Source organism: Thauera carbonicopians, assembly GCF_025699485.1.
Classification (GTDB): domain Bacteria; phylum Pseudomonadota; class Gammaproteobacteria; order Burkholderiales; family Rhodocyclaceae; genus Thauera.
In genome coordinates this window covers 17,090-40,770 of the sequence record NZ_JANUXN010000002.1, presented here as the reverse complement: position 1 = coordinate 40,770, position 23,681 = coordinate 17,090, and the positions used below count along the sequence as shown (strand labels likewise).

The window sequence follows — 23,681 nt, the reverse complement described above, 5'->3', positions numbered from 1 at the left end:
GAACATGGAAGAGTCGCAGCACCTTGATTGCCCACAGGCAGGGCCGTGCTATTATTGATAACAAATTATCAATATCATTTAACCCCCATGACGACGCTTGCAAGCACAACAGCGGCAGCTGCGGCCGCCCCAGCCATCCCCTCCACCACAACCACCCGGCTCGGCGCCATCGACGCGCTGCGCGGCCTGGTGATCGCCTTCATGCTGCTCGATCACGTCCGCGAAACCTTCTACCTGCACCACCAGGTGCCGGACCCGATGGTGGTCGCCGACACGCCGCCCGAGCTGTTCTTCAGCCGATTGCTGGCGCACATCTGCGCACCGGTGTTCGTCTTCCTGACCGGGCTGTCGGCCTTCCTGTACGGCAGCCGCCACGGCGGCGACGGCCGCGCCGCGGCAGCGGCCTTCCTGTTCAAGCGCGGGCTGTTCCTGATGCTGCTGGAGATCACCGTGATCAACTTCGCGTGGACCTTCCAGTTCCCGCCGGCCAAGGTGTTCCTGCAGGTGATCTGGGTCATCGGCCTGTCGATGATTGCGCTGGCAGCGCTGCTGTGGCTGCCGCGCCGGCTATTGATCGCCATCGGCATCGTGCTGGTGGCCGGCCACAACCTGCTGGACGGCCTGCACTTCGCCGTCGGCCACCCGATGCACATCCCCTGGGCCGTGCTGCACGACCGCGGCTGGATCGAAGTATCCGAAGCGCTGCGCCTGCGCACCTCCTACCCGCTGCTGCCCTGGATCGGCGTGATCGCGCTGGGTTATGCCGCCGGACCGTGGTTCGCGGCAGGCTCGGACGCAGCACTGCGCCAGCGCCGCCTGCTGAACTGGGGAATCGGCCTGCTGGTTGGCTTCGTCGTGCTGCGCACGATCAACGTCTATGGCGACAAGCCCTGGATTGCCGGCGATACCGCGCTGCAGACGCTGATGAGCTTCGTCAACATCACCAAGTACCCGCCCTCGCTGCTGTTCGTCGCGCTCACGCTCGGCATCGGCCTGCTGGCGCTGCGCGCCTTCGACCGCCAACCCGGCGCGGCCTGGCTGAAGCCGCTGGCGGTGTTCGGCGCCGCACCGATGTTCTTCTACGTGCTGCACCTGTACGTGCTGAAGTTCCTGTACCTGGGCGCACAGGCGATCTGGGGCAACAACCAGGGCGAATACTTCGGCTTCGACGGCATGGGCGGAGTCTGGCTGTGCACCGTGGTGCTGGCGGTGGTCCTCTACCCCGTGGTCAAGGCCTTCGCAGCCTTCAAGGCCCGTCGCCGCGACCTCGCCTGGCTCAAGTATCTTTGACCGACGACGTGCCGCAGTCGCGGCAGACGCCGTACAGGGTCAACTCGTGGCCGTCCACGACGAAGCCCTGGGGCGCCAGCTTCTGCATGTCGCCGGGACAGGCGTGGACGTCGAACACGCGATTGCAATTGTTGCAGCGGAAATGATGGTGATGCTTGTGCCCCGCCAGTTCGTAGCGGGACGGCTCGCCGGGGAGTTCAACCGCCTGGATCTCCCCTGCCTCGGCCAATTGCTTGAGGTTGCGGTAGACGGTGGCCAATCCCAACGCCGGTACTTCGGCTTGGGCTGCCTGCAGGATTTCGGCGGGAAGCAGCGGCCGTCCGGCATCGGCCAGGGCACTGCGGATCGAATGGCGTTGGCGGGTTGAGCGTTCCATGGGTGTCATTGTCGCAGCGAGGACGACGGGCTGCCAGCGCATAGCAAGGAACAGATAATTGGCGCCCTGGATTTTGCGGTCACAGGGGTTCGAGAAACTCAAGATGTGCAGATCACCGGGGAGGCTTCTTTGCCATGGTCTTTGCGGCCATGTTCATATAAAGCGCCAAATTCAAGTCGTAAATGGTCACGCGTCGATGTGCATCCCATGTGGTGAGCGACACCATGACATGGTTGAAGACGTTGCGCCACTCGGGATGATGATCCAGGACCTTGCAGTGCTCGGAAACCAGCGCCATGAACTCGGCGGCCTGGTCGAAGTGGGGAAACTTGAACGTCTTGACCAAATACCTGACTTCCGCATTTCCGAAATTGTCGATATACCATCCCTCGAAATCGTCATAGCGGAGAGTCTGAGCAAGCTCTACATCCGAAAGCGGTTGAGTACGTGCCTTTGCGAGATCAGGCTTTGGATAGCTGTCCGCATCAGGCCGCTTCTTCAGTGAAAGCTTGACCGCAAGCCTGTCCAGAAGCGGGCCGATTGCAGACGGCCACCCTGCATAATCGATGTATTCGGAATGGAGATCGGCCAGGAAGGCAAGCTCGGGTCGAAGCTCAAACCTGTGAAAACCTCTTTCGCAATCGGCAAAAAGCGGAATGATTGCACGCTCTTCAAGGCCGAAACGATCCGCTTCAGGCAAGCCGATCGGAGCCGTTCGCGAATGGATCAACTCTTCAACGACCCAGTCCGGCACAGCCGGACTCCCTCGAGACATCTCACTCCCGGGCATCCAGTGCTTTCCGATAAGGGCGATCGTCGCATGGGCACCGTCGATCAAACTCCGCAGGCGGTCCGGGAATCGGTCACCCGGCGCCATCTCTTCGACGTCGACCGATACACGGACGAACTGCAGGCGCTTCTCTATTTCGCTCTTCAACAAAAGGGCGATTGGAGCGGTGTCCTGGCGCCGGTAGCTGATAAAGAAGGTAAATGGCTGCACTGAGTTTTCTCCGCTGGCGATGGCCTTGGTCGGCTTACTCATGAACCGCTCGCTCCTTGCGATGCATGTCGGGCTTCCCACCCCCGCACCACCGCCTTCTCCACTTCCACCAGCAGCAGCACCGCCACCCCGAAACCGAGAATCCGCAACCACGCATCCAGCCCCAACCCTTCGGTGCCGAACAGCGCCTGCATCGCCGGCAGGTAGGTGAACGGCACCTGGCAGACCAGCAGCAGGCCGATGGCCCACAGCACGTAGCGGTTGCCGAAGAAACCGGCGCGGCTCAGCACCGAACCGGTCAGGCTGCGCATGTTGAAGAGGTAGAACACTTCGCCTATCAGCACGGCGTTGACTGCCGCAGTGCGGGCGGCGGCGAGGCTGGCGCCTTGTTGCAGTTCCCACAGGAACAGCCCCATACCGCCGGCCACCAGCAGCAGGCCGACGAAGACGATGCGCCACATCAGGAAGCGCGTCAACAAGGGCTCGCGCGGGTCACGCGGGCGGCGCTGCATGATGTCGGGCTCGGCGTCCTCGAAAGCGAGCGCCAGCGCCAGCGTGACCGCGGTGATCATGTTGACCCACAGGATCTGCGCCGGCGTGATCGGCATCGTCAGACCGAACAGCACGGCGAAGAAGACGATGCCGGCCTGGCCGATGTTGGTGGGCAGGATGTAGGCGACGGCTTTCTTCAGGTTGTCGTAGACCGTTCTTCCTTCCTCGACCGCGGCCGCGACCGAGGCGAAGTTGTCGTCGGCGAGCACCATTTCCGCCGCCTCCTTGGCGGCTTCGGTGCCTTTCTGGCCCATTGCGACGCCGACGTCGGCGCGCTTCAGCGCAGGCGCATCATTGACGCCGTCGCCGGTCATCGCCACCACTTCGCCGTTGGCCTGCATGGCCTGCACCAGGCGCAGTTTGTGCTCAGGGCTGGCGCGGGCGAAGATTTCCGTTTGCTGCACGGCACGGGCCAGCGCCCTATCGTCCATGCCTTCGATCTCGGTGCCGGTGAGGGCGCGGACTTCCTGCGCGAGGCCGAGCTGCTGGCCGATGGCGCGTGCGGTGGCGGCATGGTCGCCGGTGATCATCTTGACCCGGATGCCCGCACCGAGACAGGCCTGCACCGCGCGCACGGCTTCGTCTCGCGGCGGGTCGGTGATGCCGAGCACCGCCAGCAGCGCGAAGCCGCTCTGCTCCACGTCGTCGAAGCACAAGCTGTTCAACCGGCCCGGCACCTGCCGTTCGGCCACCGCCAGCAGGCGCATGCCGCGGGTAGCGGCCACGTCCATACGCTGCTGCCAGACATCGGCGTCCAGCGGCAGCGGTTGGCCATCGAGGCCGGCGCAAGTGGCACACATCGACAGCACCCGCTCCGGCGCGCCTTTCAGCATGATCCAGGTTTCGCCGCACTGGTCGTGGTGCAGCGTGGCCATGAAGCGGTGCTCGGATTCGAAAGGAATGAGGTCGTCGCGCGGCAGTTCTTCGTGCTGCCGATGGGGATCGATGCCGGCCTTCAGCGCCAGCGTGACCAGCGCGCCTTCGGTGGGGTCGCCGACCATCTGCCAGGAATCGCCGTCGAGGTTCAGTTCGGCATCGTTGCACAACAGCGCGGCACGGCCGATCCGGGCAAGCAAGGGTGCCTCTTTGGGCAGCAATTCACGTCCGTCGTGCTCGAAACCGCCATGCGGCGCATAACCGACGCCGCTGACGTCCAGATTGCCTTCGGCGGTGATGACGCGCTGCACCGTCATTTCGTTGCGCGTCAGCGTGCCGGTCTTGTCGGAGCAGATGACGGTGACCGAGCCGAGCGCCTCGACCGCCGGCAGGCGGCGGATGATGGCGCGCCGCCGCGCCATGCGCTGCACGCCGATGGCGAGCGTGATCGTCATGACCGCCGGCAGCCCTTCCGGGATCGCCGCCACGGCCAGGCTGACCGCGGCCAGGAACATCTCGCCCGGCGCATAGCCGCGCAGCAGGGTACCGAAAGCAAAGGCAGCGAGCGCGATGGCCAGCACCACCCAGGTCAGCATCGTGCTGAAACCCGCCATCTGCCGCAGCAAGGGCGTGGTCATCGATTCGACCGACTGGAGCATGGCGCTGATGCGGCCGATCTCGCTGCCGGCACCGGTGGCGACGACCACGCCGCAGCCCTGGCCGTAGGTGACGAGCGTGCCCGAATAAGCCATCGAGCGGCGGTCGCCGAGGCTGGCGTCGGCGGCGACCGGCTCGGGCGACTTCTCCACCGCCAGCGCCTCGCCGGTCAGCACCGCTTCTTCGATGCGCAGGCTGCGGGCCTCGATCAGGCGCAGGTCGGCTGGCACCTTGTCGCCCGAGGCGAGGAAGACCAGATCACCCGGCACCAGCTCGGCGGCATCCACTTCCTGCCGCCGGCCGTCACGCAGGACCTGGGCATGGGGCGACAGCATGTCGCGGATGGCGTCGAGCGCGCGCTCGGCCTTGCCCTCCTGCAGGAAGCCGATGACGGCGTTGATCAGCACGACACCGAAGATCACGCCCGAATCGACGTGATGGCCGAGCAGCAGCGTGATCACGCCGGCCGCCAGCAATACGTAGATGAGGACGTTGTGGAACTGCAGCAGGAAGCGCTTCAACGGGCCGTTGCGCGGCGGTTCGGGCAGCGTGTTGGGACCGTGCCGCACCAGCCGCGCCGCGGCCTCGGCGGCGTCCAGCCCAGCGTCACGGTCGACGCCGAGCGCGGCCAGACAGTCATCCGCCGCTCGGGCGTGAGGATCGGATACGAGTTCGAAAGATGAAACGGGCGCTGAGGAAGAAGGTGCGGACGACATGATTTGCCAGGACGGAGCTACCCGCCTGTCAAGCGGGCATCCCACGCCACGAAGTGGATCGCATACCCGATGCTACTCCGCCGGCACAGCAAAAGTTCCTCGAGTGCGATGCGGAATGCGGCCTGCGGCCCGCTCACTTCTTGACGGCGGGCGGCATCAGCACGATGCAGGAGCCCACCAGGCGATCGTGCAGGAACTGCCGATCGCGGTCGATCAGCGCCCACAGCAGGCCGACGCCGAACAGCAGCACCGAAGGCCAGCACAATGCGTAACGCAGCCAGCAGCGGCCAAGGCTCAGGCCGCGGCCGTCGGCATCGACCAGCTTCAGGCGCCAGGTCTGCATCGCCAGCGTCTGGCCGTGGCGGCGCCAGTACCAGACGAAATAGGCGCCCAGCACGACGAAGATGTGCAGCCAGGCGAACCAGCCCGGCGGCGCGATCTCGAAGCCGACGCCGAGCATCAGGTAAGGAACGAGAAAGGTCAGTGCCAGCACGCCGAGCAGCAGCATCGATTCGTACAGCATGCTGGCCAGCCGCCTGCGGAAACTGGCAAGTTCGACGCGCGGGCGCTCGCCGGTGCCGGCAGATGCAGTCGAGGCCTTGGCGGCGGCGGAATGGCGTTCGGGATTGCGCTTCATGGAAGAGTCCGGAGGGGTCGATCGATGTGCGAAGCGGTACGGGCGCCGGAACACCCCTTGTCCGCCTTGACCAAACCCGCCGTGGCCGGTAACGTTGCGCGTTTCTTCAAACGACTTGTCGAGTGAGTTTGCGATGGTGCTTACCGGAGCCGAAATTGTAATCAGGTGCCTTCAGGAAGAAAAGGTCGAGTACGTCTTCGGCTATCCCGGCGGTGCAGTACTGTATATCTACGACGCGCTGTTCCAGCAGGAATCCGTGCGCCACGTGCTGGTGCGCCACGAGCAGGCCGCGGTACACGCTGCCGACGGCTATGCGCGCAGCACCGAGCAGGTCGGCGTCGCGCTGGTGACTTCCGGTCCGGGCGCGACCAATGCCGTCACCGGCATCGCCACCGCCTTCTGTGATTCGATTCCGCTGGTGATCATCTCCGGCCAGGTGCCCACTGCCGCCATCGGCCAGGACGCCTTCCAGGAAGTCGACACCGTCGGCATCACCCGGCCCTGCGTCAAGCACAACTTCCTGGTCAAGGACGTGCGCGAGATCGCGTCGACGATCAAGAAAGCCTTCTACCTGGCGAAGACCGGCCGCCCCGGCCCGGTGCTGGTCGACATTCCCAAGGACGTGTCGATGCACAAGTGCGAGTACGAGTATCCGAAGGATATCTCGATGCGCTCGTACAACCCGGTGGTCAAGGGCCATTCGGGCCAGATCAAGAAGGCCGTGCAACTGCTGCTCGAAGCCAGGCGGCCGATGATCTACACCGGCGGCGGCGTGGTGCTGTCGAACGCGGCCGAACAGCTGACCAAGCTCACCCGCCTGCTCGGCTACCCGATCACCAACACCCTGATGGGCCTGGGCGGCTACCCGGCCGGCGACCGCCAGTACCTCGGCATGCCGGGCATGCACGGCACCTACGAAGCCAACATGGCGATGCACTACTCCGACGTGCTGCTGGCCGTCGGCGCCCGCTTCGACGACCGCGTCATCGGCCTGCCTTCGCACTTCGCCGAAGAACCGCGCAAGATCATCCACATCGACATCGACCCGTCGTCGATCTCGAAGCGGGTCAAGGTCGACGTGCCCATCGTCGGCGACGTCAAGGAAGTGCTGGAGGAGATGATCCGCCAGCTCGAAAGCGGCGAAGCCCGCCCCAACCCCGAGGCGCTCGCCGCCTGGTGGAAGCAGGTCGACGAATGGCGCGGCCGCAACTGCATGGTCTACAAGAACTCGGACGAGATCATCAAGCCGCAGTTCGTCGTGCAGAAGCTGTGGGAAGTGACCGGCGGCGAAGCCATCGTCACCTCCGACGTCGGCCAGCACCAGATGTGGGCTGCGCAGTACTACCCCTTCACCAAGCCGCGCCGCTGGCTCAACTCCGGCGGCCTGGGCACGATGGGCGTCGGCATGCCTTATGCGATGGGTGCGCAGCTCGCCCACCCGGACATGCAGGTCGCCTGCATCACCGGTGAAGCCTCGATCCAGATGAACATCCAGGAACTGTCGACCTGCAAGCAGTTCCGCCTGCCGATCAAGATCTGCAACCTGAACAACCGCTACCTGGGCATGGTGCGCCAGTGGCAGCAGCTGTTCCACGGCGGCCGCTACTCCGAGTCCTACATGGATTCGCTGCCCGACTTCGCCAAGCTGGCCGAGTCCTACGGCCACGTCGGCATCCGCATCGACAAGCCCTCTGACGTCGAAGGCGCGCTGCGCGAGGCCTTCACCACGCACAAGAACGAGCTCGTGTTCCTCGACTTCCAGGTTGACCCGACCGAGAACGTCTACCCGATGGTGCAGGGCGGCAAGGGCCTCACCGAGATGATCCTGTCCGCCGAAGACCTCTAATCCAGGACCGAACACACCATGCGTCACGTCATTTCCCTTCTGATCGAAAACGAATCCGGCGCGCTGTCGCGCGTCTCGGGCCTGTTCTCGGCGCGCGGCTACAACATCGAGTCGCTGACCGTGGCACCGACCGAAGACGCCTCGATGTCGCGCATGACCATCGTCACCACCGGCTCGGACGACATCATCGAGCAGATCACCAAACAGTTGAACAAGCTGGTCGAGGTGGTCAAGGTCGTCGACATCTCCGAGGCGGCGCACATCGAACGCGAGCTGATGCTGGTCAAGGTCCGCGCCACCGGCAAGGACCGCGAGGAGATCAAGCGCACCGTCGACATCTTCCGCGCCCGCATCATCGACGTCACCGACGCCTCCTACGTCGTCGAGCTGACCGGCAACCAGGGCAAGCTCGACGCCTTCCTCGGCGCCATCGAGCCCGCCCTGATCCTCGAAACCGTGCGCTCGGGCGTGTGCGGCATCGGCCGCGGCGACCGCGTGCTCAAGCTCTGACCCACCCCACACCGCAAACGAAAGGACGAACATGAAGGTTTATTACGGCAAGGACGCCGACCTCTCCCTCATCAAGGGCAAGAAGGTCACCATCGTCGGCTACGGCTCGCAGGGCCACGCCCACGCCCAGAACCTGTCCGACTCGGGCGTCAAGGTCACCGTCGGCCTGCGCAAGGGCGGCGCCTCGTGGTCCAAGGCCGAAGGTGCCGGCCTGCAGGTCAAGGAAGTGGCGCAAGCGGTCGCCGAAGCCGACGTCGTCATGATCCTGCTGCCGGACGAGAACATCCCCGAGGTCTACAAGAACGACGTCGAGCCCAACATCAAGCAAGGCGCCGCGCTGGCCTTCGCCCACGGCTTCAACGTGCACTACAACCAGGTCGTGCCGCGTGCAGACCTCGACGTGATCATGGTCGCGCCGAAGGGCCCCGGCCACACCGTGCGCTCCGAATACCTGCGCGGCGGCGGCGTGCCCTCGCTGATCGCGGTGTACCAGGACAAGTCCGGCAAGGCCCGCGACATCGCCCTGTCCTACGCAGCGGCCAACGGCGGCACCAAGGGCGGCGTGATCGAGACCGACTTCAAGGAAGAGACCGAGACCGACCTGTTCGGCGAACAGGCCGTGCTGTGCGGCGGCGCCGTCGAGCTGGTGAAGATGGGCTTCGAAACCCTGACCGAAGCCGGCTACGCGCCGGAAATGGCCTACTTCGAGTGCCTGCACGAGCTGAAGCTGATCGTCGACCTGATGTACGAAGGCGGCATCGCCACGATGAACTACTCGATCTCGAACAACGCCGAGTACGGCGAGTACGTGACCGGCCCGGAAGTCATCAACGAGCAGTCGCGCGCCGCCATGCGCAACGCCCTGAAGCGCATCCAGACCGGTGAATACGCCAAGATGTTCATCCAGGAAGGCCGTACCAACTATCCGAGCATGACCGCTCGCCGCCGCCTGAACGCCGAGCACCCGATCGAGAAGGTCGGCGGCCAGTTGCGCGACATGATGCCCTGGATCAAGGCCAAGGCCCTGGTCGACAAGTCGAAGAACTGATCTTCGCGCGCCCTTGCGGCGCACAGAGGCCGGAACCGCATCATGCGGCTCCGGCCTTTTTATTTGTCCGCTGCCGGACGCGGCAGCGACGCCGCCAAGATCCGCCTCTGGATCATGCCTCGAAGAATTCCGCCATGAATTCACTCGGCGTCAGCACCCTCCCCGCCATCGCCTCATCATCCAGCAACAGCTTGTCGCCGGTAACCAGCACGAATTCAGAGCGGGCTTCAAGCAGATTCCAGAGCAACTGGTCACCGGCATCGGGAGCGTGCTGCTCCCCCCGTGGTGGCGCCAGTACAATGGCGAGCTGTGCGAGGTCGGTCAGGATGTCGTCGATTTCGGCAACTTCCAGACCATGCAGTTTGCGTAACTTGGGGCGCAACAACACATTTCGGTATTCGGTCAGCAATTCCTCGGAGAGCACGAAAGGAAGCCAACCCGCCAGCATGGCATCGAGGATACGCACCACAGGCGACTGATCGTTACCGCTCAACAGACCCGCGACAAGAACATTCGTATCGATGATCGCCGGCGCCAAACGGACGCGCCGTGTCATGCGGCCCTGTCGCTGCGTACGGCACGCACTTCTTCCCGCGCTACGGCCATTGCCTCATCCTCGGTCAAAGCACTGCGAGCGCGAGCGCGCCGCACCAGTTCCTGCGCGCTTTCTCGTGATTTGATGCCATACAACTCCAGGCTTTCATCGATGATCTGGCCAATGGTTTTACCGCGACGTGCCGAGGCTTCCTTTAGCGCAAGATAGCGGTCATCCGGCAAGGTGATGGTCAGACGGCTCATGATCCGATCTCTCATAGTTGGTGATTTAGTGACAATACACCAAAAAACCCTCATCACGTGCCGCCAAGCGCCAGAGGACGGCATCTTCATCCGGAGCCACACACGCCAGCCAGCCGGCACATTTTTTGTCCTTACCACCAAAACACAAATACAATCGAAAATCATTCCTATTTGCCACGAATGCAGCGCCATGCCCAACCCCGACGCCCCCCGCCATCGCATCATCCACGAGCTATACGCCGGCCACCACGGCTGGCTGCAGGCAAGGCTGGGCGGCAAGGTCGGCAGCGCCGACTGCGCCGCCGACCTTGCGCAGGACGTCTTCGTGCGCTTGATGGCCCAGTCCCTGCACTCGCTGCAGGCCATCCGCGAACCGCGCGCCTTCCTCAACCGCATCGCCAACTGCGTCGTCATCGACCACTGGCGGCGCATCGACATCGAGCGCGCCTGGGCCAAGGCCCTGGCCGGCGCGCCGCCGGACGTCGTCCCATCCGCCGAGCACTGCGCCATCGTGCTCGAAACCCTGTACGACATCTGCGCCATGATCGACGCCCTGCCGGACAAGCCGCGCACCACTTTCATCCTCGCCCGCATCGAAGGGCTGAGCTACGCCGAAATTGCCCGGCGCCTCAAGGTCAGCGAACGCATGGTCACCAAGTACATGAGCCAGGCCATGCTCCACTGCATCGCCCTGGAAGAACCTGCCGGCGCGCGGGGCGCATGAACCCGCCCGATCCGGCCACGGCCAGGCCCGACTACGCCAGCCTGCAACAGGCCGCGGAATGGTTCGCCGTGCTCTCCTCCGGCACGGCCACCGAGCAGCAGCGCCAGTACTGGCAAAGCTGGCTCGACGCCCGGGTCGAGCACCGCAACGCCTGGGCCAGGGTGGAAGGCATCAACCAGCGCCTCGACACTCTGGGCACGGCAATGGACCAGCACACCGCCGCCAGCACGCTCCAGACCGCCACCAAGACGGTCAGGATGCGGCGGCGCTCCCTTGGCACGCTGGGAGCACTCTTCGCCCTGCTGATCGGCGGCAAGCTGATCCATGGCCTGCCCCCGGTACGCCACACGCTGGCCGCATGGCGCGCCGACTATCGCACCGGCATCGGCGAACAATTCAGCACGGAACTCGCCGATGGCAGCCACCTGTGGCTGGACACCGACAGTGCCGCGGACGTGCACTACGACGGGCAGCTGCGCCGCATCATCCTGCACGGCGGCGCCCTGCTCGTGCGCACCGCACCGGACACTGCCCGCCGCCCGCTGGTGGTGGACACCCGCCACGGCCGCCTGCTCGCCCTGGGCACCTGGTTCTCCGTGCGGCACAACGACGGGCACATCCACCTGTCGGTCTTCGAAGGCACGGTGGAAATCCAGCCCGCCAACCCGGGCGCTGCCACCCAGCGCGTCGCCACCGGGCAGCAGGCCAGTTTCACCCACGACGCCTCCGGCCCGCTCCAGCCCCTCGCCCAACCCCGGCCGCAATGGCAGGACGGCCTGCTCATCGCCGACGAAATGCCGCTCGCCGACTTCCTCGCCGAACTCGGCCGCTACCGCCGCGGCCACCTCGGCTGCGCCCCCGAAGTCGCCCACCTCAAGGTCGTCGGCGCCTACCCGTTGCACGATACCGACCGCGCGCTGGAACTGCTCGCCACCGCGCTGCCGCTGCGCATCCGCAGAACCCTGCCCTGGTGGGTCACGCTGGAAGCACGCTGAATCCGTCTCCGACGGCCTGCCACGGCCGCCAAAAATTTTTTCACGACACGGTTCCGGTTTTTCGATCTCGTACGGCAGATGGGAAGCATTCACTTTCCCACCCACCGCAGCAAAAGGAACCGGCATGTCCAATCCGCCCCTTTCCCGCCCCATCCACACGTCCGCAAGGCAACCCGCTCCCCGGCTCACCCGCCTCGCCCTGCACCTCGCCTGCGCCGCCATCGTGCCTACGCTGCCAGTTGGCGCGGCCTTCGCCCAGCCGGTTCAGGCCGGCCAGGAAGCGCAGAGGCATAGCATCGACATCGCGCCCGGCCGCCTCAGCGCCGTGCTCGGCACCTACGCCGCCCAGGCCGGCGTCCATCTATCCGCCGACGGCGCGCTCACCCAGGGGCTGCAAAGCGATGGGCTGAAAGGCCGCTACGGCGTCGCCGAAGGCTTCGCCCGGCTGCTTTCCCAACACGAACTGCAAGCGCTGCCGAACGGTGACGGCAGCTATACCCTGGCAACGCTGCCGAGGGCAGCGGGAGAGGCCACGCTGACGGCGGTGACGGTAACCGCCAGCAGCCTCAACAACGCCACCAGCGAAGGCACCGGCAGCTACGCAGCGCGTGGCGCGAGTCTCATGAGAAACGTGCAGTCGCTGAAGGAAATTCCGCAATCGCTCACCGTCGTGACACGCAAGCGCTTGGATGACCAAAACCTGTCTTCCCTCAGCGAAGTGCTTGAAAATACCACAGGGGTAACCATCAGTGAGGTTGCCGATGGCGGCAGGAACTATTTATCCAGAGGTTTCAGGATTCGCAACATCCAATATGACGGTTTGCCGTTGTCGCGTAGTTTTTATGGGGTTGGCAACAGCTATACCGAAAGCACCTCGCACCTCGACAGAGTCGAAGTTCTCCGTGGTGCAGCAGGTCTGTTCGAGGGGTCGGGTCAGCCCGGCGGTTCGGTCAACCTCGTGCGCAAGCGTGCAACTGCCGATACGCAGGTCTCAGTGGAGACGCGCGCAGGCTCCTGGAGCCATTTTGGCGCGATGCTGGACGTGGGCGGCGCACTCAACGCCGACGGCAGCCTGCGTGCACGCGCTGTATTGGATCATGGAACGAAGGAATCCTTCATCGATGTTGTTGAGGAGCGCAACACCAACGCATACCTTGCACTGGATTACGATCTGTCGCCCCGCACCACGCTGGGCGTAGGGATACTGATATCTCGGCTACGGGCCACGCCCTTCTTCGGCGGACTGCCGCGTTACAGCGATGGCAGTTCAATCGATCTGTCTCGCTCAACCTTCCTGGGCGCCAACTGGAACCGTTGGGATCGCGACGAAACGCAGCTCTTTGCCGATCTGACGCACCAGTTCAACAGCGACTGGCGTCTCAAGATTGCCGCGGCATATGTAGAGGAGGACAGCATTACGTTAATTTCGGATGCCGCTGGCGCAGTCCACCCGGACACGTTGACGGGCACCACCCGCACCGCGTGGGATTACGACAAATCGTCCAAACACTTTGGTTTCGATGCCAATCTACAAGGCCGTTTTACCGCCCTGGGCATGGAGCAGAATCTGGTGGTGGGCGTCAACATGTCGCGCCTGAAAACCACCGACAGCATCGCGTATGCATTCGACTACCAAACGGTGGACGTATTCAACCCGGATTCGTATGTTACGAAACCGGGCAGCTTCCCGGATTCGCAGCGCCTGTCCCGCTACGCCCCGCATGAGCAGAAGGGTATTTACGCCCAGTTGCGCAGCAGCCTGACCGACGATCTGATACTGATCACGGGGGGGCGCTTCAGTTGGTTTGAAAGCCGTTTCACCACTCGTGCAACCACCTGGAGCAGCGCAAGCCAAAGCGATGCCGATGCAGAGTTCTCTCCATTTCTGGGCCTGGTCTACAACCTGACGCCGCAATGGTCGATCTACGGCAGCTATGCCGACATCTTTGAACCACAGACCGCGACCAGCGTGAACGGAAGTGTGTTGAAACCCATCGTCGGCACCAACTATGAAGCCGGCATCAAAGGGGAGCTCATGGGCGGGAGGCTCAATACATCATTTGCCGTCTACCGCATCGATCAGGAGAATCGCGCGGTCAACGACTACGCCTCCGGCAGGGTATGCGGCGGGAGCTACTGCTCGCGCGCAGCCGGCGAAGTGCGCAGCCAGGGTTTCGAGCTGGAAGCCAGCGGTGAAGCAATACCGGGATTGCAACTGGCCGCTGGCTACACGTTCAACAGCAATAAATACCGGCGCGATCCGGAGATGCAAGGCAAGACATTCAACGATGAGACCCCCCGGCATCTGCTGCGGATCTGGAGCGATTACCGTCTGCCTGGCCAACTCGCCGATCTGCGTCTTGGCGCTGGCGTGAATTGGCAAAGCGAATTGACCAATAATGTCTCAGGGGTGCGCAGGCCCTCCTATAGCGTGTGGAATGCCCGCATCGGGTATGACTTGAAACCGCACTGGACCCTGGCGCTAAACATCAACAATGTGTTCGACAAGACCTACTACGAGGCAGCCGGCTATGTCGAGAACCGAAACAACTATGGTCCGCCGAGGAACTTCCTGCTGACATTGCGGGGGCAATTCTGATGTTCCAAAGGCAAAATGGGACAGGCAACGGTTTTCTGCCCCGGAGCGTGGAATAGCTGAAAACAGGAGGTCGTCAGCAAACAGAAACGGCACCCACAACCAGGTGCCGTTTCTGTGTCCCGCTGTATCTCAGCCCCACTGCGAGCCGAACACTTCCTCCAACGTGCGCTCATCGAGGATGTTGTCGGCCCACCGCTCCAGTTCGGCCGACGCGGCTGTTTACAGGCGCTCGCTGGTTGCCGCCTCGAACGGGCCGAAACGGCGGATGTGCTCCCCGCTCATTCCGTCTCCACCGCCGCCTCCCTCCTCAGCAGTTCCCGCTTGCGTTCCACCCCCCAGCGATACCCCGACAGATCGCCATTTCTCCGCACCACCCGATGGCAAGGAATGGCGACGGCGATGTGGTTGGCGCCGCAGGCCGCGCCGACCGCCCGGGCCGCACGCGGCGCGCCGATGCGCTCGGCGATCTCGGCATAGGTGGCCGTGCTGCCGGCCGGGATCGTGCGCAAGGCCTGCCACACCCGTTCCTGGAAAGCCGTGCCGCGCACGTCCAGCGGCAGGTTCAGGCCGATGGCGGGCGTCTCGACGAAGCCGACGACCTGCGCCACCAGGCGTTCGAAATCGGCATCGCCACCAAGCAGCTCGGCCCTGGGAAAGCGGTCCTGCAGGTCGCGCACCAGGACATCGGGGTCGTCGCCCAGCAGGATGGCGCAGATGCCGCGCCGGCTTTGCGCGACCAGGATGGCGCCCAGCGTGCATTGGCCGACGGCGAAGCGGATCTCGGTGCCGCTGCCGCCGGCCTGGTAGTCCCGCGCACGCATGCCGAGGCGCTGGTTCGAAGTCTCGTAGAAGCGGCTGCTGGTATTGAAGCCGGCGCCGTAGATCGCATCCGTCACCGAGGCGGCCGGCTCGCCCAGTTCCTCGCGCAGCCGGGCGGCCCGCCGGGCGGAGGCATAGGCTTTGGGCGTCAGCCCCGTCTCGGCCTTGAAAATGCGGTGGAAATGCCAGAGGCTCATACCGGCCTCGGCGGCCAGCGCATCGAGTCCGGGCGATGGCTCGCTTTCCTCGATCCGGCGGCAGGCCTGCGCCACCAGCGCAGCACGCTCGGCCGCAGCGGCCGTCCGGTCGCCATGCGTGCGGCGGCTGGGGCGGTAGCCGGCAGCCTCGGCGGCGTCGGCCGAATCGAAGAACTCGACGTTCTCGCGCCGCGGCAGCCGGGCCGCGGAGCTCGGCCGGCAATACACGCCCGTGGTACGCACGGCGTAGACGAAATGGCCGTCGGCCTCCGGGTCACGTGCCTGCACCGCCTGCCAGCGCGAGGCTTCGCTTGCATAAGGCGATGATGTGTGGAGATTCGCACCCATGGCTTTGTCCTCCGAAGCTTGATCATGGTGCCAGCTTAGGCCGTGCCCCGGCTGAGGGCACTCCGAATCTTGCGGTCGAATTTCCATCCGCCACCGGCTGCGCCATTCATGCAAGGATGCCCGCAAAACCCGCCGCCTCGGCCTGGAAACGCTCCACCAGCCAGTCCGCGGTCGCCGCGACCCGCGCCTGCGAGCGCGCATCCGGGTGGATCAGCATCCACAGCTCCCGGCTCAGCACCGGCCGGGCGCCGGTCAGACGAACCAGGCCGGGCACGGCATCGGCGAGGAAGCACGGCAGCACGCCGTGGCCCACGCCGTCGGCCACCGCGCGCGCCAGCCCCCGCAGGCTGTTCGAGCGCAGGCGGATGCGGCCGCTGCCGAGCATCGACTGCAGGTAGCGCATTTCCGGCGTGTGGGCGAGATCCTCGTTGTAGGCCACCCAGTCTCCGGTCCGCACCGGCAGGTCGCCCCGCGCCGCGCCATAGACGGCGAAGCCGACGTCGACCAGCTTGCGGATCAGGAAGTCGCCGCTGGCCGGGCGCGCCAGCCGGATCGCGATGTCGGCCTCGCGCCGGGCGACGTTGAGGTTATCGTTGCTGGCGATGACATCGACGCACAGCTCGGCATGGCGGGTGCACAGATCCCGCAGTCGCGGCACCAGCCATTCGCCGACGATGGCAGCCACCGCGGTGATGCGCACCACGCCGCCCACCTTGCCGGCGCCGGCCTCGGCGACGCGCACCACGCCGGCCATGTCCTCCTCGATGCGGCTCGCCCGTTCCAGCACGCGCAGGCCGACCGCCGTGGGCTGCCAGTGGCCGTCGCCACGCTCGAACAGGCTTGCGCCCAGCGCGGTTTCCAGCGCCTTCAGGCGGCGGGCGACGGTGGTCTGGTCGACGCCGAGCCGGCGCGCCGCGGCCGCCAGCGTGCCCTCCCGGCCGAGCATCACGGCAAAGCGCAGGTCATCCCAGTTCATCACCGCCTCCATCCCTTTTCCAGCTCTCCCGATCCACGCTTGCTCAGCCGATCCGGCTCGTCTCACATACCTCGGCATTTCCCTGCAGCGATGCCTTCATGCCCTGCAAATTTGCATGAAATTCCGGCATAAATGCCTATTCACGCAGGCAACGGCAAAGTATAGCCTCCCATCACCGTCGCATCTGCAGCGCAGGCGACGCGCCGCCCCGCTGTCCGACAAGCGACATCACCAGGAGACAAGACATGAGCACCGCATCCACCACCCTGCGCCAGTTGACCGGCCAGCCCGACACCCCCGCCCCCCTGTCCGAATCGGCGCTGATCATCGTCGACGCCCAGAACACCTACCGCGAAGGCATCATGCAGCTGACCGGCGTCGAGCCGGCGCTGGACCAGTGCGCCACGCTGCTGGCCCGCGCACGGGCGCTGAAGATTCCGGTGCTGCACATCCAGCACGACGCCGGCCCCGGCACCCCCTACGACGTGCGTGCCGAAATCGGCGCCATCGCCGACAAGGTCGCGCCTGCCAATGGCGAAGCGGTGGTGGTCAAGAACTACCCGAACTCCTTCATCGGCACCGACCTGGACGAGCGCCTGAAGGCCGCCGGCGTCAGGAACCTGGTGGTGACGGGCTTCATGACCCACATGTGCATCAACTCCACCGCCCGCGGCGCCTTCAACCTCGGCTACGCCGTGACGGTGCCGGCTGCCGCCACCGCAACCCGCCCGCTGGCCGGGCCGGACGGCTCGGTGGTCAGCGCCGAAAGCCTGCAGGCGGCCGCGCTGGCGGCATTGGGCGACCTGTTCGCGGTGGTGGTGCCGAACGAAGCGGCCATTGGCGACTGAGGCCGACTGAAGCCCCCTCGGCCGGCGCCGGTTTCCCCGCGCCACCGGCGGCAGGGCTAAACTGCCTTCCTGCAGCCGGCTGCGGCTTTCCACACGCGGCCGGTTTTCACACCCAAGGAGGTTTTCTTCATGCCCATGTTCGTCGACACCTCGCCGCCCGGCCAGTGCATCTTCTGCCGCCTGGTCGCAGGCGAGATCCCTGCGGCCCGCGTCTTCGAGGACGAACTCACCATCGCCTTCATGGACATCGGCCAGGTCAACCCCGGCCACGTCCTGGTGGCCACCAGGCGCCACGCCGCCACGCTGTTCGACATCACGGCGGACGAAGCCGCCGCGGTGGCACGCACGGTGAAGCGTGTCGCCCATGCGGTGCGCGACACCTTCGACCCGCCCGGCCTGACCCTGCTGCAGGCCAACGGCCGCGAAGGCGACCAGACGGTGTTCCATTTCCACATGCACGTGGTGCCGCGCCACGGCAACGACGGCATCGCGCTGTCATGGCCACGCAAGGATCCGCCGGCCGACGTGCTGCAAGGCTACGCCGCGCAGCTGCGCGACGCCCTCGCCAGAAGCTGATCGGCAGCGCCCGGCGGCGATTCGGCGCAGTGCGGGCGGCGGACTGCTAGAATCAAGTTCCTGCCGAACCATTCCGTCCGCCATGGACCACCCCGACCGCATGCCCCTGATCACGCCCGACAAGCGCCGCCGCGGCATCTACATCCTGCCGAACCTGTTCACCACCGCCGCCCTGTTCGCCGGCTTCTACGCGATCGTGCAGGCGATGGACCAGCGCTTCGAAATTGCGGCTGTCGCGATCTTCGTCGCCATGGTGCTCGACGGCCTCGATGGGCGCATCGCCCGCCTGACCCACACCCAGAGCGAATTCGGCGCCGAATACGATTCGCTGGCCGACATGGTGTCCTTCGGCGCGGCGCCGGCCCTGGTGATGTACGAGTGGGCGCTGCGCGACCTCGGCAAGCTCGGCTGGGTCGCGGCCTTCATCTACTGCGCCGGCGCAGCCCTGCGGCTGGCGCGCTTCAACACCAATATCAGCGTCGTCGACAAGCGCTACTTCCAGGGCCTGCCCAGCCCTGCCGCCGCGGCGCTGACCGCCGGCCTGGTGTGGGTCGGCATCGACAACGGCTTCACCGGCGACGAACTGAGCGGCTACGCCTGCGTACTGACGATCTTCGCCGGCGTGTCGATGGTCAGCAACGTGCTGTTCTGGAGCGGCAAGAGCATCAACCTGCGCAAGAGCGTGCCCTTCATCGTGCTGATCGCCTTCGTGCTGGTCTTCGCGCTGATTTCCAGCTATCCGCCGGGCATCCTGTTCGGCCTGTTCCTGGCCTATGCAGCGTCCGGCTACGTGATGTGGCTGCTGCGCTGGAAGCGGCGCAAGGACAAGCGCGCCGGCGCGATCACCCCGGCCGCAGCAGAACCCCAGGCCGACGGCACGGAATCTCCCGCCGCGACCGATGACGACGCCTCCCCGAGGAGCTGAACATGAAAGACCAACTGATCATTTTCGACACCACCCTGCGCGACGGCGAGCAAAGCCCGGGCGCGTCGATGACGCGCGAGGAAAAGCTGCGCATCGCCCGCCTGCTCGAACGCATGCGGGTCGACGTCATCGAGGCCGGCTTCGCCGCCGCCTCCAACGGCGATTTCGAGTCGGTGCGCTCGATCGCCGAAGCGGTCAAGGAATCCACCGTCTGTTCGCTGGCGCGAGCGAACGAGAACGACATCCGCCGCTCCGCCGAAGCCATCGCCCCCGCCGCCCACGGCCGCATCCATACCTTCATCGCCACCAGCCCGATCCACATGGAGAAGAAGCTGCGCATGACGCCCGACCAGGTCGTCGAGCAGGCTGTGAAGGCCATCGGCTGGGCACGCCAATACACCGACGACGTCGAGTTCTCGGCCGAGGACGCCGGCCGCTCGGACATCGATTTCCTGGTGCGCATCTTCGACGCCGTGATCCAGGCCGGCGCGAAGACCATCAACGTGCCCGACACCGTCGGCTACAACGTGCCTGAGCAGTATGCCGGTACCATCCGCACGCTGATCGAGCGTGTACCCAACTCCGACAAGGTAATCTGGTCGGTGCACTGTCACAACGACCTCGGCATGGCGGTGGCGAACTCGCTCGCCGCCGTGCATGCCGGCGCGCGCCAGGTCGAATGCACCATCAACGGCCTGGGCGAACGTGCCGGCAACGCCTCGCTGGAAGAAATCGTCATGGCGGTACGCACCCGCGGCGACGTCTTCCCGGTCGAGACGCGCATCGACACCACCCAGATCGTGCCGGCATCCAAGCTGGTGTCGCAGGTCACCGGCTACCCGGTGCAGCCCAACAAGGCCATCGTCGGCGCCAACGCCTTCGCCCACGAGTCCGGCATCCACCAGGACGGCGTGCTGAAGCACCGCGAAACCTACGAGATCATGCGCGCCGAGGACGTCGGCTGGGGCGCCAACAAGCTGGTGCTGGGCAAGCATTCCGGCCGCAACGCCTTCCGCGCACGGCTGCAGGAGCTGGGCATCGAGATCGCCGGCGAGGAGCACCTGAACCATGCGTTCTCGCGCTTCAAGGAGCTGGCCGACAAGAAGCACGAGATCTTCGACGAAGACCTGCACGCCCTGATGCGCGACGAGGCGATCACGCCCGAGACCGAGCATTACCGCCTGGTGTCGAGCCGCTTCCACTCCGAAACCGGCGAAACGCCGCTGGCCGAGCTGACGCTGGTCATCGGCAACACCGAGCACCGCACCCAGTCCGAAGGCTCGGGACCGGTCGATGCCGCCTTCAAGGCCATCGAGGGTGTTGCCAACAGCGGCAGCCAGCTACTGCTGTATTCGGTCAATGCCATCACCACCGGCACCGATGCCCAGGGCGAAGTCACCGTGCGCCTGGCCAAGGAAGGCCGCGTGATGGATGGCCAGGGCGCCGACACCGACATCATCGTCGCCTCGGCCAAGGCCTATCTGAATGCGCTGAACAAGCTGCAGACCACTGCCCCGCGGCTGAATCCGCAGGTTTGAGCCGCGGTTGACGAGCTTCCTCGAAACGGAGGGCTTCGCTTTCGACCCGCCCCCTTAGGGGGCTACACAGCCCGGCACGTAGGATGGGCCGGGCTGTGTGGCTGGAGCCTGGGCGAAACCATCATTCCGGCTGCCGGGCCTCGCTATTCGTCGGACTTCTGCCGCGACGGCGCGGTATTGCGCGCGTAGTACATCGTGCTGAGGAACAGCAGCACCGACAGCGCGATCTCCACCCCTGCCAGGGTTCCGCTCAGGCCCGGATCACTGGCGCGCAGCACCCCTTCGGTGAAGTAAAGCAGCGACAGCATCGACACCCATTGATGGGTGTAGCGCTTGCCGCGCAGGATGCCGAACACCGCCGGCAGCAGCGGCAGCGCCTTCAGCATCATCCACGAGCCGCCGGGGCGCAGCGGCGCAAGCCAGCCCTCCCACAGCACGCACAGCGCAATCAGCGCCAGCAGGCTGATGCTTGCGGCGAGGTTCAGCAGGCGCGGATTCATCGCTCACCCGCCAGCCGCAGCGTCACTTCGGCCAGGCGGCGCCCCTGGGCGCGCGCCAGTTCGATCTCGTCGGCCGTCAGTACCGGCAGGCCGTCCATGCCGGCGACGTGGGTCGCGCCATAAGGCGAGCCGCCGCTGCGCGTGGTGTTGAGCCGCGTTTCGGAATAGGGAATGCCGAGCAGCATCATGCCGTGGTGCAGCAAGGGCACCATCATCGTCAGCAGCGTGCTCTCCTGCCCGCCATGCTGGCTGGCGGACGACGAGAACACGCAGGCAGGCTTGCCGATCAGCGCGCCATTGGCCCACTCGCCCGCCAGTCCGTCGAGGAAATACTTCATCGGTGCCGCCATGTTGCCGAAACGGGTCGGGCTGCCCAGCGCCAGGCCGGCGCATTCGACCAGGTCGCGCGGCTCGACGTAGGCCGGGCCGTCGGCGGGTATCTCGTCTTCCACCGCCTCGCACACGGTCGACACCCGCGGCACGGTCCGTACCCGTGCCACGGCGCCGGGCACCTGATGGATGCCGATGGCGATCTGCTCGGCCAGCGCGCGGACCGAGCCGCGATGGCTGTAGTAAAGGACGAGTATTTCCTGCATGGGCTGCGCGCGAGAACCGAGAGGCGCGGATCATATCACCGGGACGGCCCGGGCCGGGCCGCGTAGGCCGGACTGCGCCGGCACAGCCCGGCGTGATGCGGGCTTGCGCACCCCGGCCTGCGCAGCGCGGCCACCATCAGATCGGATAGGGGTCGATCTCGTAGCGGAACAGTTCGACGCTGGCAGTCTGCATGTCCAGCCCCAGGGCTCGCCCCTGCGCCACATACACGCGCGCGCCTTCGCGGACGAAGACGAAACGGCGCGAAGCATAGGTTCCGGCTGGTGCGAGGAAAGCCGGATGACGGCGCATCGGCTCCATGGCCGGCAGCGCCAGCGCAGGTACCACCCCCCGCAGCGTGGTCCCGCGGAAAGCCACCTGCACCGCGTAGTAGGACAGCGCCAGCACCTGCAGCCCCAGCTCGATCCGGCCGGACGCTTCGCTGCGCACCCAGCGCACCACGCATACTGCCCAGGCTTCGTCTGCCTGGCGTCTGACTCCGAGCACGATGCCGGCGACGATTTCCGCCGGCCGGCCGGCATCCGCTTCGGTTTCCGTGATGCTCATGATCGCGTAGCCGCCCGGGCTTTCGTTGAGCACCTGCCATTCCAGTACCCGCCCGCTCTCGCTGCGCCCTCGCCCGAGCTCCCACAGCCCGCGCAGACCCAGGCAGACCTGGATCGCGTAGTGCTGAGGCCGCCGGGGCAACACCCGCAGCGGAGAACTCACCCAGCGTTCGCGCAGAATGCGCAGCAGCGCGAGCAGCTCGACCGGCGTCAGGCCCGGCGGCAGCTCCTCATCCCCCGCATCCAGCAACTCCACTTCGAGCGTATCACCGGCGTTCTCCGCGGCAGCGATCACCGTTTCCAGGTGCTCGACATGCTCGCCGAGCACGCGCGCAAGCGGTACGAGGCTGAAATGGCGCACGTCGCCCCCCGCAGGAGCCAGCCCGCGCGCCACCGATACCGGCGCCGCATCCGCCCCCAGTTCGATCCACCAGGCACCGACGAGCGACTCGCCTTCGGCCTGCAACTGCAGCTCGGGCAGGCTGTTGCCGAGGAAATCGGCAATCCAGGCCAGTTGGCGGGCAGTCAGGCTCTCGGGCGATGCAGCGGCCATCGCCGCCATGGTGAAATAGGACGCATCGCCTTCGAGTTCGACCGCCATGCGGTTGGCGAGCTTCCACAAACCAGGCGGTGCATTGGCTGCGGACATCGCCGCCACGACGAAAGCTTCGCTGCACAGCCCCAGCGCCAGGCGCCGATCGTTTTCCCGGGCATGCAGATCCGGCGCAGCCGTGGACCGCAGGCTTTCCAGCTTCCGTGCCATTTCCGCCAGGGTGGAGGAAATGTCGATCGACGCACGCTGCAGGACGGGCGGCAAAGGCAGGCTGGCTTCCTGCAACTGCGCGCGAATGCGGCTGCTGATGTCCAGCCCCCGCGCGGCGCCGCCCTCCAGGCAGCAGCGCAGCAGCTCATCCGCCAGCCCGCTGTTGCGCAGCAGTTTCTCGAAGCGGGTACGCAAGCCCGTCAGGTCGTCGACGACCTCGTCGGCGGGTTCGGATTCCAGCCAGTGCAGGAAATCGGCCGCTTCATCGTCGTTAACAGCGGAAAGTGGAGCCTGAATCATGGACAGACAGCATTGCAAATGTTCATTTATCGCATTTTAGTCGTATTCGAGAATGCACGACTTTTCTTCTCTCGAGCAGTTCAAAACGCGTCTGCACAGGCATCGTT

22 protein-coding genes are annotated in these 23,681 nt (G+C 65.5%); 11 read left to right on the top strand and 11 right to left on the bottom strand.

The genetic code is table 11. The annotated features are described in order from the left end of the window. Window positions 1-87: 87 nt before the first annotated feature. A complete protein-coding gene (locus NX068_RS02725; protein WP_263459765.1) occupies window positions 88-1,290 on the top strand; it encodes an acetyltransferase domain-containing protein in 1,203 nt (400 codons plus the stop codon). On the opposite strand, the gene NX068_RS02720 is transcribed toward NX068_RS02725, so the two are convergent. The 4 genes from NX068_RS02720 to NX068_RS02705 form a co-directional block, all read right to left on the bottom strand. Then, complete coding sequence (locus NX068_RS02720; protein ID WP_263459764.1) at window positions 1,277-1,768, bottom strand: Fur family transcriptional regulator; 492 nt, start codon at window positions 1,766-1,768, stop codon at window positions 1,277-1,279. The genes NX068_RS02725 and NX068_RS02720 overlap by 14 nt on opposite strands. A 10-nt stretch (window positions 1,769-1,778) precedes the next feature. Continuing rightward, complete coding sequence (locus tag NX068_RS02715) at window positions 1,779-2,708, bottom strand: 4a-hydroxytetrahydrobiopterin dehydratase (RefSeq protein ID WP_263459763.1); 930 nt, start codon at window positions 2,706-2,708, stop codon at window positions 1,779-1,781. Further along, window positions 2,705-5,467 carry a cation-transporting P-type ATPase gene (locus NX068_RS02710; RefSeq protein ID WP_263459762.1) on the bottom strand — a complete coding sequence of 921 codons (2,763 nt, stop codon included), beginning with the start codon at window positions 5,465-5,467 and terminating at the stop codon, window positions 2,705-2,707. The genes NX068_RS02715 and NX068_RS02710 overlap by 4 nt, the downstream gene beginning before the upstream one ends. A 133-nt stretch (window positions 5,468-5,600) precedes the next feature. Beyond that, entirely contained in the window at window positions 5,601-6,104 is a 504-nt protein-coding gene (locus NX068_RS02705) for an RDD family protein (protein ID WP_263459761.1), read from the bottom strand. A gap of 115 nt (window positions 6,105-6,219) precedes the next feature. On the opposite strand from NX068_RS02705, the gene NX068_RS02700 reads away from it, so the two are divergent. From NX068_RS02700 to ilvC, 3 genes are read left to right on the top strand one after another with little or no spacing between them, the layout of a single operon-like run. Beyond that, on the top strand, window positions 6,220-7,950 hold the full coding sequence (locus NX068_RS02700) for an acetolactate synthase 3 catalytic subunit (protein ID WP_263459760.1): 1,731 nt from the start codon (window positions 6,220-6,222) through the stop codon (window positions 7,948-7,950). 18 nt (window positions 7,951-7,968) lie between these two features. Then, window positions 7,969-8,460: an acetolactate synthase small subunit gene (gene ilvN, locus NX068_RS02695; RefSeq protein WP_263459759.1), complete on the top strand. Its 492-nt coding sequence runs from the start codon at window positions 7,969-7,971 to the stop codon at window positions 8,458-8,460. A 31-nt stretch (window positions 8,461-8,491) separates the two neighbouring features. Then, window positions 8,492-9,508 (top strand): ketol-acid reductoisomerase, encoded by a 1,017-nt coding sequence (gene ilvC / locus NX068_RS02690; RefSeq protein WP_263459758.1) that lies wholly within the window; start codon window positions 8,492-8,494, stop codon window positions 9,506-9,508. 112 nt (window positions 9,509-9,620) lie between these two features. Here ilvC and NX068_RS02685 read toward each other — a convergent pair whose 3' ends face one another. Further along, a complete protein-coding gene (locus NX068_RS02685; RefSeq protein ID WP_263459757.1) occupies window positions 9,621-10,064 on the bottom strand; it encodes a putative toxin-antitoxin system toxin component, PIN family in 444 nt (147 codons plus the stop codon). Further along, window positions 10,061-10,306, bottom strand: coding sequence for a hypothetical protein (locus NX068_RS02680; protein WP_263459756.1), 246 nt, complete (start codon window positions 10,304-10,306; stop codon window positions 10,061-10,063). The genes NX068_RS02685 and NX068_RS02680 overlap by 4 nt, the downstream gene beginning before the upstream one ends. 190 nt (window positions 10,307-10,496) lie before the next feature. On the opposite strand from NX068_RS02680, the gene NX068_RS02675 reads away from it, so the two are divergent. The 3 genes from NX068_RS02675 to NX068_RS02665 all read left to right on the top strand — a co-directional run bounded on the left by NX068_RS02675 (window position 10,497) and on the right by NX068_RS02665 (window position 14,624). Beyond that, window positions 10,497-11,030 carry a sigma-70 family RNA polymerase sigma factor gene (locus tag NX068_RS02675; protein ID WP_263459755.1) on the top strand — a complete coding sequence of 178 codons (534 nt, stop codon included), beginning with the start codon at window positions 10,497-10,499 and terminating at the stop codon, window positions 11,028-11,030. Beyond that, window positions 11,027-12,025, top strand: a complete 999-nt coding sequence (locus NX068_RS02670; RefSeq protein WP_263459754.1) for a FecR domain-containing protein — start codon at window positions 11,027-11,029, stop codon at window positions 12,023-12,025. The genes NX068_RS02675 and NX068_RS02670 overlap by 4 nt, the downstream gene beginning before the upstream one ends. Before the next feature lie 124 nt (window positions 12,026-12,149). Next, on the top strand, window positions 12,150-14,624 hold the full coding sequence (locus tag NX068_RS02665; protein WP_263459753.1) for a TonB-dependent siderophore receptor: 2,475 nt from the start codon (window positions 12,150-12,152) through the stop codon (window positions 14,622-14,624). 278 nt (window positions 14,625-14,902) lie between these two features. Here NX068_RS02665 and ada read toward each other — a convergent pair whose 3' ends face one another. After that, complete coding sequence (gene ada, locus NX068_RS02660) at window positions 14,903-15,988, bottom strand: bifunctional DNA-binding transcriptional regulator/O6-methylguanine-DNA methyltransferase Ada (protein WP_263459752.1); 1,086 nt, start codon at window positions 15,986-15,988, stop codon at window positions 14,903-14,905. Window positions 15,989-16,094: 106 nt separating this feature from the next. Then, entirely contained in the window at window positions 16,095-16,964 is an 870-nt protein-coding gene (locus NX068_RS02655) for a LysR family transcriptional regulator (protein ID WP_263459751.1), read from the bottom strand. Window positions 16,965-17,209: 245 nt separating this feature from the next. On the opposite strand from NX068_RS02655, the gene NX068_RS02650 reads away from it, so the two are divergent. The 4 genes from NX068_RS02650 (at window position 17,210) to NX068_RS02635 (ending at window position 20,851) form a co-directional block, all read left to right on the top strand. Continuing rightward, complete coding sequence (locus tag NX068_RS02650) at window positions 17,210-17,812, top strand: cysteine hydrolase family protein (RefSeq protein WP_263459750.1); 603 nt, start codon at window positions 17,210-17,212, stop codon at window positions 17,810-17,812. Window positions 17,813-17,941: 129 nt separating this feature from the next. After that, window positions 17,942-18,388 (top strand): HIT family protein, encoded by a 447-nt coding sequence (locus NX068_RS02645; protein WP_263459749.1) that lies wholly within the window; start codon window positions 17,942-17,944, stop codon window positions 18,386-18,388. A gap of 82 nt (window positions 18,389-18,470) precedes the next feature. Next, window positions 18,471-19,313 (top strand): CDP-diacylglycerol--serine O-phosphatidyltransferase, encoded by an 843-nt coding sequence (pssA, locus tag NX068_RS02640; RefSeq protein ID WP_263459748.1) that lies wholly within the window; start codon window positions 18,471-18,473, stop codon window positions 19,311-19,313. A gap of 2 nt (window positions 19,314-19,315) precedes the next feature. Then, window positions 19,316-20,851 carry a 2-isopropylmalate synthase gene (locus NX068_RS02635; protein WP_263459747.1) on the top strand — a complete coding sequence of 512 codons (1,536 nt, stop codon included), beginning with the start codon at window positions 19,316-19,318 and terminating at the stop codon, window positions 20,849-20,851. A gap of 143 nt (window positions 20,852-20,994) precedes the next feature. On the opposite strand, the gene NX068_RS02630 is transcribed toward NX068_RS02635, so the two are convergent. The 3 genes from NX068_RS02630 to NX068_RS02620 all read right to left on the bottom strand — a co-directional run bounded on the left by NX068_RS02630 (window position 20,995) and on the right by NX068_RS02620 (window position 23,574). Continuing rightward, window positions 20,995-21,351 (bottom strand): DUF2069 domain-containing protein, encoded by a 357-nt coding sequence (locus NX068_RS02630; protein WP_263459746.1) that lies wholly within the window; start codon window positions 21,349-21,351, stop codon window positions 20,995-20,997. After that, entirely contained in the window at window positions 21,348-21,947 is a 600-nt protein-coding gene (gene wrbA / locus NX068_RS02625) for an NAD(P)H:quinone oxidoreductase (protein ID WP_068634987.1), read from the bottom strand. Before wrbA ends, NX068_RS02630 begins: the two co-directional genes overlap by 4 nt. Before the next feature lie 136 nt (window positions 21,948-22,083). Then, complete coding sequence (locus NX068_RS02620; protein WP_263459745.1) at window positions 22,084-23,574, bottom strand: cyclic-di-GMP receptor FimW-related protein; 1,491 nt, start codon at window positions 23,572-23,574, stop codon at window positions 22,084-22,086. Window positions 23,575-23,681: the final 107 nt, after the last annotated feature.

Excerpts from the sequence above, each read along its gene's own strand:
- NX068_RS02725 (WP_263459765.1), top strand. The coding sequence starts at position 88 with ATGACGACGCTTGCAAGCACAACAGCGGCAGCTGCGGCCGCCCCAGCC.
- NX068_RS02715 (WP_263459763.1), bottom strand. The coding sequence starts at position 2,708 with ATGAGTAAGCCGACCAAGGCCATCGCCAGCGGAGAAAACTCAGTGCAG.
- NX068_RS02710 (WP_263459762.1), bottom strand. The coding sequence starts at position 5,467 with ATGTCGTCCGCACCTTCTTCCTCAGCGCCCGTTTCATCTTTCGAACTC.
- NX068_RS02705 (WP_263459761.1), bottom strand. The coding sequence starts at position 6,104 with ATGAAGCGCAATCCCGAACGCCATTCCGCCGCCGCCAAGGCCTCGACT.
- ilvN (WP_263459759.1), top strand. The coding sequence starts at position 7,969 with ATGCGTCACGTCATTTCCCTTCTGATCGAAAACGAATCCGGCGCGCTG.
- ilvC (WP_263459758.1), top strand. The coding sequence starts at position 8,492 with ATGAAGGTTTATTACGGCAAGGACGCCGACCTCTCCCTCATCAAGGGC.
- NX068_RS02685 (WP_263459757.1), bottom strand. The coding sequence starts at position 10,064 with ATGACACGGCGCGTCCGTTTGGCGCCGGCGATCATCGATACGAATGTT.
- NX068_RS02680 (WP_263459756.1), bottom strand. The coding sequence starts at position 10,306 with ATGAGCCGTCTGACCATCACCTTGCCGGATGACCGCTATCTTGCGCTA.
- NX068_RS02675 (WP_263459755.1), top strand. The coding sequence starts at position 10,497 with ATGCCCAACCCCGACGCCCCCCGCCATCGCATCATCCACGAGCTATAC.
- NX068_RS02670 (WP_263459754.1), top strand. The coding sequence starts at position 11,027 with ATGAACCCGCCCGATCCGGCCACGGCCAGGCCCGACTACGCCAGCCTG.
- NX068_RS02665 (WP_263459753.1), top strand. The coding sequence starts at position 12,150 with ATGTCCAATCCGCCCCTTTCCCGCCCCATCCACACGTCCGCAAGGCAA.
- ada (WP_263459752.1), bottom strand. The coding sequence starts at position 15,988 with ATGGGTGCGAATCTCCACACATCATCGCCTTATGCAAGCGAAGCCTCG.
- NX068_RS02655 (WP_263459751.1), bottom strand. The coding sequence starts at position 16,964 with ATGAACTGGGATGACCTGCGCTTTGCCGTGATGCTCGGCCGGGAGGGC.
- NX068_RS02650 (WP_263459750.1), top strand. The coding sequence starts at position 17,210 with ATGAGCACCGCATCCACCACCCTGCGCCAGTTGACCGGCCAGCCCGAC.
- NX068_RS02645 (WP_263459749.1), top strand. The coding sequence starts at position 17,942 with ATGCCCATGTTCGTCGACACCTCGCCGCCCGGCCAGTGCATCTTCTGC.
- pssA (WP_263459748.1), top strand. The coding sequence starts at position 18,471 with ATGGACCACCCCGACCGCATGCCCCTGATCACGCCCGACAAGCGCCGC.
- NX068_RS02635 (WP_263459747.1), top strand. The coding sequence starts at position 19,316 with ATGAAAGACCAACTGATCATTTTCGACACCACCCTGCGCGACGGCGAG.
- NX068_RS02630 (WP_263459746.1), bottom strand. The coding sequence starts at position 21,351 with ATGAATCCGCGCCTGCTGAACCTCGCCGCAAGCATCAGCCTGCTGGCG.
- wrbA (WP_068634987.1), bottom strand. The coding sequence starts at position 21,947 with ATGCAGGAAATACTCGTCCTTTACTACAGCCATCGCGGCTCGGTCCGC.
- NX068_RS02620 (WP_263459745.1), bottom strand. The coding sequence starts at position 23,574 with ATGATTCAGGCTCCACTTTCCGCTGTTAACGACGATGAAGCGGCCGAT.